Annotated in this window: 12 protein-coding genes and 1 tRNA gene; 10 read left to right on the top strand and 3 right to left on the bottom strand. The window is 36.8% G+C overall.

Annotation, left to right across the window (positions count from 1 at the left end; all coding sequences use genetic code 11):
• Window positions 1–30 precede the first annotated feature (30 nt).
• From EXE10_RS07380 to EXE10_RS07405, 6 genes are all read left to right on the top strand, one after another.
• A tRNA-Leu gene (locus EXE10_RS07380) sits at window positions 31–117 on the top strand.
• Window positions 118–202: 85 nt separating this feature from the next.
• Window positions 203–478, top strand: a complete 276-nt coding sequence (locus EXE10_RS07385; protein ID WP_228256798.1) for a polymorphic toxin type 8 domain-containing protein — start codon at window positions 203–205, stop codon at window positions 476–478.
• Between the two features lie 2 nt (window positions 479–480).
• Window positions 481–858, top strand: coding sequence for a DUF2750 domain-containing protein (locus EXE10_RS07390; RefSeq protein WP_130112920.1), 378 nt, complete (start codon window positions 481–483; stop codon window positions 856–858).
• An 862-nt stretch (window positions 859–1,720) separates the two neighbouring features.
• The gene (locus EXE10_RS07395; protein ID WP_130112921.1) at window positions 1,721–2,998 is read left to right on the top strand and encodes a sensor histidine kinase; all 1,278 of its coding nucleotides are present in this window, start codon (window positions 1,721–1,723) and stop codon (window positions 2,996–2,998) included.
• Between the two features lie 151 nt (window positions 2,999–3,149).
• A complete protein-coding gene (gene glnE, locus EXE10_RS07400) occupies window positions 3,150–5,900 on the top strand; it encodes a bifunctional [glutamate--ammonia ligase]-adenylyl-L-tyrosine phosphorylase/[glutamate--ammonia-ligase] adenylyltransferase (protein ID WP_130112922.1) in 2,751 nt (916 codons plus the stop codon).
• Window positions 5,901–5,926: 26 nt separating this feature from the next.
• Window positions 5,927–6,853, top strand: a complete 927-nt coding sequence (locus EXE10_RS07405; RefSeq protein WP_068972849.1) for a branched-chain amino acid transaminase — start codon at window positions 5,927–5,929, stop codon at window positions 6,851–6,853.
• 97 nt (window positions 6,854–6,950) lie between these two features.
• Here the strand turns inward: EXE10_RS07405 and EXE10_RS07410 are convergent, their stop codons facing one another.
• Window positions 6,951–7,973 (bottom strand): NAD-dependent epimerase, encoded by a 1,023-nt coding sequence (locus tag EXE10_RS07410; protein ID WP_087552428.1) that lies wholly within the window; start codon window positions 7,971–7,973, stop codon window positions 6,951–6,953.
• Complete coding sequence (locus tag EXE10_RS07415) at window positions 7,970–9,139, bottom strand: nucleotide sugar dehydrogenase (protein WP_068972851.1); 1,170 nt, start codon at window positions 9,137–9,139, stop codon at window positions 7,970–7,972. The genes EXE10_RS07410 and EXE10_RS07415 overlap by 4 nt, the downstream gene beginning before the upstream one ends.
• A 213-nt stretch (window positions 9,140–9,352) precedes the next feature.
• Here EXE10_RS07415 and EXE10_RS07420 point away from each other — a divergent pair, with 213 nt between their 5' ends.
• Genes EXE10_RS07420 through EXE10_RS07430 form a run of 3 tightly spaced genes read left to right on the top strand, consistent with a single transcriptional unit; the run spans window position 9,353 to window position 11,913 of the window.
• Window positions 9,353–10,120 carry a glycosyltransferase gene (locus EXE10_RS07420; protein WP_130112923.1) on the top strand — a complete coding sequence of 256 codons (768 nt, stop codon included), beginning with the start codon at window positions 9,353–9,355 and terminating at the stop codon, window positions 10,118–10,120.
• A 38-nt stretch (window positions 10,121–10,158) separates the two neighbouring features.
• Entirely contained in the window at window positions 10,159–11,142 is a 984-nt protein-coding gene (locus EXE10_RS07425; RefSeq protein ID WP_130112924.1) for a Stealth CR1 domain-containing protein, read from the top strand.
• Window positions 11,143–11,154: 12 nt separating this feature from the next.
• Complete coding sequence (locus tag EXE10_RS07430; RefSeq protein WP_130112925.1) at window positions 11,155–11,913, top strand: glycosyltransferase family 25 protein; 759 nt, start codon at window positions 11,155–11,157, stop codon at window positions 11,911–11,913.
• A gap of 17 nt (window positions 11,914–11,930) precedes the next feature.
• Here EXE10_RS07430 and EXE10_RS07435 read toward each other — a convergent pair whose 3' ends face one another.
• On the bottom strand, window positions 11,931–13,142 hold the full coding sequence (locus EXE10_RS07435; protein ID WP_130112926.1) for a hypothetical protein: 1,212 nt from the start codon (window positions 13,140–13,142) through the stop codon (window positions 11,931–11,933).
• A 128-nt stretch (window positions 13,143–13,270) separates the two neighbouring features.
• On the opposite strand from EXE10_RS07435, the gene EXE10_RS07440 reads away from it, so the two are divergent.
• A partial coding sequence (locus tag EXE10_RS07440) for a hypothetical protein (protein WP_130112927.1) occupies window positions 13,271–13,867 on the top strand: 597 nt, incomplete at its 3' end.

A 13,867-nucleotide genomic window follows, 5' to 3' on the forward strand; every position in this document is an offset into this window, starting at 1 on the left:
GAAAAACGCTATTATAGCCACACAACCTCTCCCGAGGTGGTGAAATTGGTAGACGCGGTGGACTCAAAATCCACTGTCAGCGATGACGTGTCGGTTCGAGTCCGACCCTCGGGACCAGATGATCTGGAAAAGCCTCTAAGCATATTAAGACTTAGGGGCTTTTTTTTGATTAATCAAAAGCTTAGCTCTAAGCGTTCTGTTGTTGCATAGATTTAGTTCGCCACTCAAAGGGTGGTTAAGTAAAGCTGATAGAGGGTGGATCAAACAGGAATTGAATGAAATTTCTAAAAAGATAAAATCCCACATTAGAAATCCACCTGTTAAAGAATTAGCGCATGAGAGAGGCAGAGAAGCTGCCAAAGGGTATGACTACAAACACTCTAAGTTGCAGGATAAGGTATTGCACGATTTGCAACATAAGTATGATGCTAAAGGAACTAAGAACAAAGAACGTCCATTGAGACCTGATGAGAAATAGTTATGAGTGATTTTATAGTTACTGAGCAACAGATCAAAGCGATACTTGCACTTGATGGTGAAAGCCGTTATCGCCACTTCATTAAAGAAGTGGTGGGTAAAGATGAGATTTGGGTGTTAGGTACAGAAGACAGTTGGCACTTAGTAGGTGACGAAAATGAAGATGAGTTACTTCCTATATGGCCTGCAAAAGAATATGTACAGCTTTATGCGGATAGTCGTAATATCCTTGATGCTAAGCCATTTTCTGTAAGCTTAGAGGATTTCATGCTTAAGCATGTTGAGGGATTGTTAGACGATAACTTGGGAATAGCTGTCTTTATGACCCCAGATGGAGCAGGCACTACTCCGAGTCTTAAGCAATTTGTTGGGGATATTTAGTACCGAGCTAGATAAGTATTAAATTTAAAATATTTTGAATTTTACCCTATGCTTATATGAAGAGTTCAGGTAGCTCGAACTACCTAACCCATCATCTTATCGGTACTGGTTGCGAAATCAGCATCAATAAGATGATGATAACGATGCTCGTTGATATGGTTCTCATCGTTGTTTTAGTGACTTAAGTCAAAGCTCCTATTCGCAGGAGCTTTTTCTTTATCTGTATGTAAATGAATGCGTAGGATACTCTATAAAATCTATTTCATTTACTTAGAAACCTTTTAAGTCCTGCGAAGCTCGGCATACCTACACTTACTATAAGTTAAATCACCTTACCCGTATAAGTACCCAAAAGGATGCTATAGTTAGTAAGTGCTAAAGAAATCAATGCGATGACGTGTCGGTTCGAGTCCAACCCTCGGACCAGATAATCTGGAAAAGCCTCTAAGCATATTAAGACTTAGGGGTTTTTTTTGATTAATCAAAAGGTTGGTTACTTTGGATCCTGAGCGGGAGCTATAATTGAAACTAAGCATCCGCATAAACTTTAGTTTTATTACGTTTTCGAGAGGCGTATATCTATATAGCCGTGCACAAGATGTCTAAATAATTTAATCAAATCATAAACAGATATAAAGTTATAACCTTTTGCAAATATTACAAAAAATGTGATTTTTATCGGAAATTAAAAACAGTTCATTTATTTGGTTAATAATCTGTTATATTGATTTATGTAAATAATTGTAATCGCTGTGGGATCATTCATTTTTTCATATTTCACTTTTTCAGTGCAAAAAATTAAAATATTTAAATCGAATGCTTAATAAAGTAATGCTGTACTGAAAGTGCAAATGAGGTAACCATGACTTTAAGCGTGTTAAAAGCTCAACAAGCAGATGAATTAAGTGCATGTCGCCAATCCCTGATTTTAGGTGTATATAGTTCTGATAATAAAATCGAGCGTTATCTAAGAGTTGCTCGTGCAATTTTGAATGTTGGAAATGCAATATTTACCTTTCACAATGAACCATACGTTTGGATTGCGACAGAAGACAGTGATTTTAATGTTGCAATAATGTCAGATAAATCGAATCTTTCACATTATTTTGATCATAATTTAATTATGACTCGAACCCATAAGAATTATGAAAAACTCAGTTCATATGCACAAGATGCTGGGGTCAAGCATCAACGTTTATTGTGCTATGACTTTAAACTTGAAAGTGATGAATCTATTGCACATATTTATTTTTATGATGATGAGTCGAGAGACTTTAGTGCCAAACAGCAAGCACTTTTAGAAGAACTTACATCAGGCTTGGTCACGATATTACAACGTAAATCTGAATCTCAAGATTATTTTGAACTCTACGAACAAGAGCGTGCACTCAACTTCAGTAAAACTAAGTTTTTCCAAGTGATTGCACATGATCTGCGTGCGCCATTTCACGGGTTGATTGGCTTTTCTGATGTACTTGCCAATGAGCGTCATACGCTTGATGAGGAAAGTATTCAAAACATTGCAGAGTATTTATATGATACTTTGCAGTCAACCTATTCATTACTTGAAAATTTATTAAATTGGGCGATGGCAGAAGGTGGACGTTTTGTTTATCACCCGATTAACTTCAAATTAAAAGAAGTCACAAAAATTATTTACGATGTTTTAAATCCTTTGGCAATCAACAAAGATATTAAACTCATAATCAATGTTGCCGATGATCTCAGTGTATTTGCAGATATGAATATGCTGACCTCTATTATTCAAAACTTGGTTTCCAATGCACTTAAATTTACCCCAATTGACGGTTCTGGAAAAGTGTCTATTTCTGCACAAAAAGTAGATCAAAATATAGAAATTAAGATTCATGATACTGGACTAGGGATGACAAAATTTCAGATTGATCATGTCTTTGAGCCTGAAATTAAAGCCAGTCATAAAGGTACGATCGGTGAGCAGGGGACGGGGCTTGGATTGGTATTGTGTAAGCGCTTTGTTGATTTAAATCATGGACAAATTTCTGTAAGCTCACAAAAAGGTATTGGTACAACATTTACCATCACGCTTCCAGCAACAAAGGCTGGATGTGAACAACTGGTGCTTCCTCAAACAGAAGTGTCTAGAATCAAAGTCTCATAAGTAGCCTATTAAATCAAAGACAGTGAAATATAGAAAATCTTCGTGTGGATATTTTTTGAACTGTGTGTAAAGGGGATGCTATAAATTTTCCCCTAAAAGTCATGCAAACTGATATAAAAGAATAGATAAATTAGAAGTACAGGCTTTTTCAATGAACGCTGAACAATTGCAAAAAACATTACATGCAAGTCAGTATGCAGAACAAGTATTAGGTTTACATCAAATTGCATTGGAACAAGATTATGCAGTTGATGGATTTCAGAAATCGCTCAGTACTCAACAAATACAACAATTGGTTTATGACAATCTTTTAGATATTCAAGATGAAATGGCTTGGATGAAAGCTTTGCGCATTCTACGTGCCCGCTTGATGTTTCGTTGGATTTGGCAAGATGCCAATCAACTGACTGATGTCGTGACATTAACACGAGAACTGTCTGATTTTGCAGATGTTAGTATTGTTGCTGCAAAAGCATTTGCACTTCCTCCTCTCATTGCAAAACATGGTGAACCTATTGGTTATCATGGTGATGTTCAAGACCTTATTGTTATTGGTATGGGGAAATTGGGCGCGCAAGAGCTTAATTTATCAAGTGATATTGATCTAATTTTCGCTTTTGATGAACAAGGTGAAACCAATGGTCGTAAATGTATCGATGTGCAACAGTTCTGCATTTTGTGGGGACAGAAGCTGATTTATCTACTGGATCATATTACTGCTGATGGTTTCGTATTCCGTGTAGATATGCGTTTGCGCCCTTGGGGGGATGGTTCGGCCTTGGCAATTAGTCATGTCGCTTTAGAAAAATATTTGAGCCAGCATGGACGTGAATGGGAGCGCTATGCTTGGATCAAGGCACGTATTATCACCAGTGGAAAAGATGGCGATGATTTACTGGAAATGACACGTCCGTTCGTGTTCCGTAAATATGTAGATTACACTGCTTTTGAAGCCATGCGTGAAATGAAAGCAATGATTGAGCGGGAAGTGGCTCGTCGTAATATTGCAGATGATATTAAGTTGGGTGCAGGTGGGATTCGTGAAGTTGAATTCATTGTCCAAGTTTTTCAACTGATTTACGGTGGCTCAAAATTAGAATTACAAGATCGTCAATGTCTGGTGAGTTTACGTCATTTAGGTGAGGTGGGGTTGCTTGATCATCAATCGGTATTAGACCTTGAGGACGCTTATCTATTCTTACGTCGTGTTGAACATGCGATTCAAGCGCTTAATGATCAGCAAACACAGTCTTTACCGACTGAGCCTGAACTGCGTCAAAGAATTACCGATACGCTTGGCTTTACAGATTGGGATGCTTTCTTAGAATTCCTAAACCAAAAACGTAGCAAAGTGACTTTCCAATTTGAACATTTGATTAAAGAAAAAGGTTTGGAATCTCCAACGGAAAGTTTTAGTCAGCTTGAAAGCCAGCTTAACGAGGTTCTGGATGATGATGCGAAAAATTTAATTCATGAGTTTTGGTATGGTCATGCGATTAAAAAATTACCAGCCAAAGCGGTTCAGCGTTTAAAAGAGTTTTGGCCACATTTGGTTGAGGCTGTTTTACAGTCAAATCATCCTCAAATGGCACTGACACGGTTGATGCCTTTGGTTGAATCAGTAATGCGCCGTACGGTGTATTTGGTCATGTTGATTGAAAGTAAAGGTGCGTTACAGCGTTTAGTGAAAATGGCAACGGTCAGCCCTTGGATTTGTGAAGAGCTCACTCATTATCCTGTGCTTTTGGATGAATTTCTGTCGATGGATTTTGAATTGCCTAAGCGTAAGGATTTGGAAGATTCATTACGCCAGCAGTTATTACGTATTGAAATTGACCAAGTTGAAGACCAAATGCGAGTCTTGCGTCTATTCAAAAAATCCAATGTACTCACCGTTGCAGCCAGTGATGTTTTGGCAGAAAGTCCACTGATGAAAGTTTCCGATGCTTTGACGGATATTGCAGAAGTATCGGTCATTGCAACATTAAACTTAGCCTATCAAATGGTTGCTAAACGTCATGGCTATCCTATAGATGCTGATGGCGTTCGTTGTTCGCTTGATCACATGGCTTTTGCTGTGGCAGGTTATGGCAAGTTGGGTGGAATAGAGCTAGGTTATGGTTCTGATTTAGATCTGGTTTTTCTTCACTATATGGATGAGCAGGCAGACACCGATGGGCAAAAGCCAATCAGTAGTTTTGAGTTTGCTATGCGTGTAGCACAGAAATTTATGTCTTTGATGACCACGCAAACTTTGGATGGTCGTGTCTATGAAATTGATACGCGATTACGTCCGTCTGGTGAAGCGGGTTTATTGGTGACCAGTTTAAAAGCATTTGAACAATATCAGTTGAAAAGTGCGTGGCTATGGGAGCATCAGGCGATTGTTCGCGCACGCTCTATTGCGGGTGAACAAAGTTTACGAAATAAGTTTGAAGAATTGCGCTGTAAAATATTAACCTTGCCACGAGAAGAAGAAACGGTTCGCCGTGAAGTATTAAACATGCGTCAGAAAATGAAAGATCATCTTGGTTCATCAAAAGAACAGAAAAAAGATGGCATTTTTCATTTAAAACAGGACGCAGGTGGTATCGTTGACATCGAATTTATGGCACAGTATGTGGTGTTAGCCTGGAGTGGGACGAATCAAGATCTCGCCCATTATTCCGACAATGTACGAATCTTAGAAGACGCTGCTAAAGCCGGTTGCTTATCCAGTGACGACGTTTCAGCCTTGATTCAAGCTTATCTTAGTGAACGCGCCGAGAGCCATCGTTTAGCCCTTGCAAATCATAATATGCAAGTCAGTGCAGCCGATTGGCACGATACCAGAGAGGTCGTTTGCAAATTGTGGCAAAGATTAATTGATCCAACAGCGACATTCGCTTTGGAACGTGAATAATTGTATAAAAATTTGGAGTGTGCGCCATGAACTTGGCTGATCGTGATGGTTTTATTTGGCAAGATGGACAAATGGTGGATTGGCGTGAGGCTAAAGTCCACGTCTTAACTCATACGCTACATTATAGTATGGGTGTGTTTGAAGGTGTCCGCGCTTATGAAACTCCTAACGGTACTGCGATTTTCCGTCTCCAAGACCATACAAAACGTTTGTTAAATTCAGCGAAAATTTATCAAATGAAAGTTCCATTTGATCAAGCGACTCTTGAACAAGCTCAAATTGATGTTGTTCGTGAAAACAAATTGGCTTCTTGCTATTTACGTCCAATTATTTTCATTGGCTCGGAAAAATTAGGTATCGCTGCATCAGATAATACCATTCATGCAACTGTTGCTGCATGGAGCTGGGGTGCTTACCTTGGCGATGACGCAATGGCGAAGGGTATTCGTGTAAAAACTTCATCATTTACTCACCACCATCCTAACGTGACCATGTGTAAAGCAAAAGCTGCGGGTAACTATACTTTGTCAATTCTTGCACACCAAGAAGTGGCTCAAGCGGGTTATGACGAAGCAATGTTAATGGATCCACAAGGTTACGTATGCCAAGGTTCTGGCGAAAACGTATTCTTAGTGAAAGATGGCGCTTTACATACACCTGATATTGCAGGCGGTGCTTTGGACGGTATTACACGTCAAACGATCATTACTATTGCAAAAGATTTGGGTATTGAAGTGGTTGAACGCCGTATTACGCGTGATGAGTTCTACATCGGTGATGAAGCATTCTTTACAGGTACTGCTGCTGAAGTAACGCCGATCCGTGAATATGATGACCGTGAAATTGGTTCTGGTGCGCGTGGTCCGATCACTGAAAAAATTCAAAAAGCATTCTTTGATGCTGTTCAGGGTAAAGACCCTAAATATGCACATTGGTTAACTTATGTAAAATAAGTGGCTGAATGCTAAAAAGGATTCCTGTCTTTATGGATAGGAATCCTTTTTTTATTTCAAGGTATTGATGCTAATAATTAACACCAATCGTCTCTATTTAGACTTTATAAAAATTTCGATACCAATCCACAAATTGTTGTACACCATCTTCAACTGACACTGAAGGTTTATAACCCACAGCATTTTGTAAAGCTGTACTGTCTGCCAAAGTATCTTGTACATCACCAGGTTGTAATGGAAGCAATTCTTTAATCGCTGAATGACCTGTTGATTGTTCAATCGCATTGATGAAATCAATCAATTTCACTGGGTTATTATTGCCAATATTGAAAATGCGGAATGGTGCATAGCTTGTGGAAGGGTCTGGATTATTGCTGTCCCAATTTGGATTAGGTTGCGCAATTTGATCACTGGTGCGAATTACACCTTCAACAATATCTGAAATAAAGGTAAAGTCACGGCTATGATTGCCATGGTTATACACTTGAATGGTTTTACCTTCGATAATGTTTTTGGTGAATTTGAAAGGCGCCATGTCTGGGCGTCCCCAAGGACCATAAACCGTAAAGAAGCGTAAGCCAGTCGTTGGTAAGCCAAATAGGTGACTATAACTATGTGCCATCAATTCATTGGCACGTTTCGTCGCTGCATAGAATTGGACAGGGTGATTAACCCCATGTTTTTCACTAAATGGCATGGTGGTATTGGCACCATAGACACTACTGGTACTTGCATAAGTCAAATGCGGTGTTTTGTTGTAGCGGCAAGCTTCAATAATATTGGTGAATCCAATTAAGTTACTTTCGACATAAGCCAATGGATTTTCAAGTGAATAACGCACACCTGCCTGAGCAGCCAAATGAATCACACGATCGAACTGATGATCTTTAAAACATTGATCCACAATCGCTTTATCGGCAAGGTTCGCACGAATAAAGGTGAATGTTCCTTGAGTGTGTTGTGCAGTTTGCTCTAAAACTTCAAGACGAGCTTCTTTCAATGCTGGATCATAATAATCATTCACTACATCGAAACCGACAACATCATCGCCACGTTCTAACAGCTTTTTCGCAACACTGAATCCAATAAAACCTGCGGCACCTGTGACAAGGACTTTCATTCATCTGCTCCGAAAATATCTCGTGTATACACTTTTTCTAATACATCACTTAAATCATCTGAAATACGATTGGCAATGATCACATCACTTTGTTGTTTAAACTGCTCTAAATCATTGACCACTTTAGATTTGAAGAATTCTTCTTCTTGCAAAGTCGGTTCATAAACAATCACTTCAATGCCTTTGGCTTTGATGCGTTTCATTACACCTTGAATCGCAGAAGCTCTGAAGTTGTCCGAACCACTTTTCATAACCAAGCGATAAATCCCGACAGTATTTGGGTTTTTCGCGATGATAGAATCGGCAATAAAGTCTTTACGGGTACTGTTTGAATCGACAATTGCTTGAATCAAATTACTCGGGACATGGTTGTAATTTGCCAATAATTGTTTGGTGTCTTTCGGTAGGCAGTAACCGCCATAGCCAAATGATGGATTGTTATAGTGATTACCAATACGTTGATCTAAACATACGCCATCAATAATTTGATGGGTATCTAAACCAAAGATTTGTGCATAAGTATCCAATTCATTGAAGTAAGCGACACGCATTGCCAAATAAGTATTGGCAAATAATTTAATGGCTTCGGCTTCAGTTGAATCAGTAAATAGAACAGGGCTGTCTTTTTTGATTGCGCCCTCAATAAGTAAGTCTGCAAAGAGCTTGGCACGATCAGACTTTTCACCCACGATAATCCGAGAAGGATATAAGTTATCGTGTAAGGCTTTACCTTCACGTAAAAACTCTGGTGAAAAGATAATGTTTTCTGTTTTGAATTTTTCTTTTAAGCCTTTGGTGAATCCAACAGGAACGGTTGATTTAATAATCATCACTGCACTAGGATTGATCTCTAAAACTTGTTGCACCACACTTTCAACACTTTGGGTATTAAAGTAATTGGTTCGAGTATCATAATCGGTTGGTGTCGCAATAATCACAAAATCAGCATTCAGATAAGCTTCTTCAGGATTGGTTGTGGCTTTGAAGTTTAATTTTTTTTCTTTTAGAAACTCTGAAATATCAGCGTCTTGAATGGGTGATATTTTATTATTCAGTAGGTTGACTTTGTCTTGAATAATATCTATTGCAACAACTTCATGGTGTTGTGCAAAAATCATAGAGTTCGATAAGCCAACGTAACCTGTTCCAGCGACTGCTATTTTCATAAAAACCTAATCTAGAAAATGTGCTTGCAAAATGTATATCATGAATCAGTGAAACGATAAAAATGACTTATTCAAATCATAATTCAGCCGTTTAATGATAACGACATCATAACATATTCTCATGAAACAAATTGTTCAGCTTATGCAATCGAATACAGTAACTTGGCGACGGTAATGGTATGATAAGGTATTGCTCAGGTGGAAGATTGATGCATGCAGGTCAATGAATCAAATTTACAGTCGAATTTAGCTGAATCAGAACAAAATATTGTGCTGTGTATGAAGTGGGGCACCAAATATGGTGCTGATTATGTCAATCGACTCTACAACATGGTTAAGCGTCACACCACAGTCGATTTTCAAATGGTCTGTTTGACTGATCGCACAGAAGGCATCAATCCTGATGTGAAATGTTTTCCAATTCCTTCATTGGCACTTCCAGAGGGAAGCCCTGAACGTGGTTGGAATAAACTTTCAACTTTCGAGCCTGATTTATATGGTTTAAAAGGCAATTTATTGTTTTTAGACCTTGATGTGGTCATTGTGGATAATATTGATGGATTCTTTACTCATCCTGGAGAGTTCCTGATTATTCACGACTGGAAACGACCTTGGCGTGTGACAGGGAACAGTTCAGTTTATCGTTTTAAAATCGGTGCTTTTCCTGAGATATTATCGTATTTTCGTGAAAATTTTGACGAAGTTAGTCATAAATTCCGTAATGAGCAAGAATATCTTTCTTGGTACGTAAATCAGCAGAAAAAACTGAGCTATTGGCCGAAAGAATGGTGTAAGAGTTATAAATATCATTGCCTACAAAAGATTCCATTGGCGTATTTTAAGCCACCTATAAAACCACAAGATGCAAAAATTATCATTTTCCATGGTGAAATCAATCCGCCTGATGCTGTTTCTGGTGGTGGTGGTAAATGGTATCGTCATGTATTGCCATCTGATTGGATTAAAGATGCTTGGCAATAATAAAGTAAAATGATTGACAAAATTTGAGTGTAAGTTAGATGCAAGAGTTGGATATTGTTATTGCTTGGGTAGATGGCAATGACCTTGAATTAAAGCGTAAACGTCATAAGTATTTGACTGGTGAAGATGCATCAGATGCAGTCAGCGATACACGTTTTGCGAGCAATGATGAGATTTATTACAATATTGCGTCTATCTTGAAATATGTGCCATTTTGTCGCCGTATTCATATCGTCACAGACAATCAACAGCCGGAATTTTTAAATGAATTTGTTTCGCAGGGTTTGTGTGAAGCAGATAAAATTCGTGTTGTAGATCATCGTGAAATTTTTGCAGGCTATGAGCAGTTCTTGCCAACGTTTAATACACGTTCAATTGAGAGCATGTTGTGGAATATCCAAGGGCTTTCCGATTATTTTATCTACCTAAATGATGACTTTTTCTTTAATTCGACAGCGCAAACTGAAGACTTTCTAGAAAGTGATAAAATTGTGACTTATGGACATTGGAAGAGTTGCTTTAGTTATAAGACCAAACTGAAATATCGTAAGTTTTTGAACAAACATTTTAATAAACCAATTCAGCCTGGTCATGTAATCGGGCAGATGTTGGGCGCAGATATTTTAGGTTTGAAAGAGTTTTTTGAAATTCATCATTATCCTCATTGCGTAGATCGAAAAATTTTGAGTGAATATCTACTTAATCATCCTGATTTATTGGAAACTCAGATTAAGTATAAGTTTAGAAGCGTCGAACAGTTGAATCCAATTTCATTGATGAATCATTTGAAAATTCAAAAGGATGAAGCGGTTTTAAAGCCTGATTTAGAATTGGCTTATCTAAAAAATGCTGAGAGTATTGAAACTTTTGTTTCGGCTCTAAAGCAGAATGAGATTAAATATGGTTGTATCCAAAGTTTGGACCAACTCAATGCTCAAGATGCTGAAATTGTGCGAAATGCAATGATCGAAAAATTACGCGGTTATTTACCACAAGCTGTAATTTCTGCCAAAGTTTTATAATAGGAATTCTTCATGAAAGTTGAAACATATCTGATTAATTTAGATGGCAGTGATGAGCGTTTAAAAAATGCTTCAGAAATTTTGACAGCTCAAAATGTTAAGTTTGAAAGATTTCCTGCTGTAGATGGTCGTGGTAAGCCTTTAGAAGCCTTTGAAACTTATAATGATGATAAAGCAAAACAAGTCATGGGACGTAGCCTGCTTAATGGTGAGATTGGCTGCTATTTGAGTCATGTTGGATGTATCCAAAAATTTTTAGCTACTGATGCGGATTATCTTGTTGTTTTAGAAGATGATATGAAGCTGGCAGATGATTATAAAAAAAGTATAGATGAGATCTTAGATTTTTTACAAAATAATCAAACATTTGAATGGAACTTAATTAATATTGGTCCTAAGAAAAAGAAAATTTGTAAAACGCTTAAAACCTTTGACAGACATGAATTATTGCAGGCGTATTATTTCCCAATTCGAACTATTGGACTTGTCTGGTCGCGTAAAGGTGCTCAGGAATTCATTGAATGTGGATTAGAAATCTTTATGCCAGTTGATAATTTTTTACAAGCTTGGCTGAGTGAGAGCAGCAAAGGTTTATCTGTTTGGGAACCCTTGGTTAGACCAAGTGGCTTTGAAAGTGTGATTGATGTAAACAGAAGTAATAAGAAGAAGAATACACTCTCATTCAGTGTAAAAAAACAAATCAGAACTTGGAAAACTCGTTTTATCGCGATGAATAATAAATTATTAAATAAAAATGGAAGTAAAATTTAATACTTCCATTTTTAGATTTATGCTTTAAATATTGCTTTAATCTTTTCAAAAAGTCCTGTCGATATGGTCTGAGAGGATAGTGCAATTTTAGGGGATTCGTGAGGAAACAAGTTGTTAAGCTGGGTATAAACATTATGATCTATATAATGTTTAGACTCGTTATAACTTACATTGTCTACACGTTGAGTTTTCCAATTGTAATTGATAGCTTTGAAATGCGCATAATAGACACCTTTCAAACTCTTTAAATTAGTTTTTCGAATAGAGTGTACTTTCCATTGAGTTTGATCATCTAATTTAGAAGGGTTTATGCACCATTTATTATCACTATGCTTGTCATCTTTACTTCTATAGGCATAATTAAAGAAACGAGTCTCTTTATTATCCCCTAATGGAATGGATTGAATCCAATAGCCTGGATAGAGTAGCCCTTTATGATCAGCGAGTAATTCGAAAATAGACGATCCATTTGGAGTAATGACTAACTCATCAATATCTGCATTAATTACACCAGCAGAATATTTTAAGAAGCGGTGTTTTGCATGTTCAAACATACCATATTGGCAAAAGTCGGAATCCCAAGGTGTTTTACCTTTGCCACTATAAATACCACCTTGTGGTCCATATTTAAAATTCCAAGGAACTAGATAAATATCAATATCTAATTCTTTTTCTTCGAGGTAGATTTTAAGCTCATCAAGTGAGTAATTATTTGAATTATTGTCATAAAATAAAACAGTATCTATATGATGATATTTCTTATAAAACAAAATCCAATCATAAATCCATTCAAATTTATTATTTTTGGATAGCGTAAAAAGAACTTTTTTACCTTTGAATTCATTTAAGAAATGATTATTAACTTGGGTGTGAATTGAAATATCTTCATATTCCCAGGTAAGCTCATGCGGTTGTGTTTCAATTTGAGTAATATGATTACTTTGAGTGCGATCAAAATGAATAGTTTTAATATTTTGAGTATGATCTTGGTCATCTAATAAGATTTTACCATTCTCAATAAATTTTTCTAAGCCGTACAGAGGTGGCCCAGATAAGATAACTTTACCTTCAGAATAAAAAGTATCGAAACTTAATGTCTTGTAATCAAATTTCTCTTGGTAATCATCTGGTTGTAAATGTGCTTCACGAGGAGCTGTACGATTGTATGGCTTGTTATCTGGAATAATACAAGGAGATATTTTAACAATTTCAATCGTATGTTGAGACATGGGTACACCATAAAATACATAATAAAATCAAAGCATTATTTTTTGCTCGAATTCTGGTACTAATTTAACACTAATAATTGTTTTAATAAAGTTAAAAATTTTTAAAACGGATGTGTGAAGATGTTAAAATGCTAGTAATTCAACTGGTTATGTTTTTTATCGTGGAAGCTAAGAAATTTATTTTTGAATACCCACAAGATTGGGTAAAAAAAGCAGATCATCATAATATGATTTTTTTGAATAATATTACGACTAGTTTAATTGAGTTGAATTTAGTGGTGAGTTTGCTTCCAGTGAGCTATCCAACCTATGGAATACCTCGTAATAATACTTCGAATCCTTATTTATCGTTTCATAGTTATGAGAATCCATCAAATATCTGGTCCTATAAAGAGGCTCCTATAAAGGGGCTGTATTCTATAGATCCAAAGGGTTATGGTGGGTGGGCTGATATTGCTCAAAATTTAGATAAGTATAAGAGTGAAATTGAGAAAATTCAAAAACCAGATGATATTTTAGAGCCTTATATACAACAATTGAAAAAAGGGCTGTCTAAATATAAACAGTCAAAAGCTAAAGTGACTTTAGATGATGGTTTTATATTATTTGCACTTCAAGTTAGAACGGATAGTGTTGCTGATCACGCATATTTAGATGTTGTTGATGTTTTAAATGAAGTCTCTTTATTTGCTAAAAAATTTCAACAGAAAGTTGTGATTAAACTT

The sequence above is a fragment of the Acinetobacter sp. WCHAc060033 genome (assembly GCF_004209125.1).
GTDB lineage: Bacteria > Pseudomonadota > Gammaproteobacteria > Pseudomonadales > Moraxellaceae > Acinetobacter > Acinetobacter wuhouensis.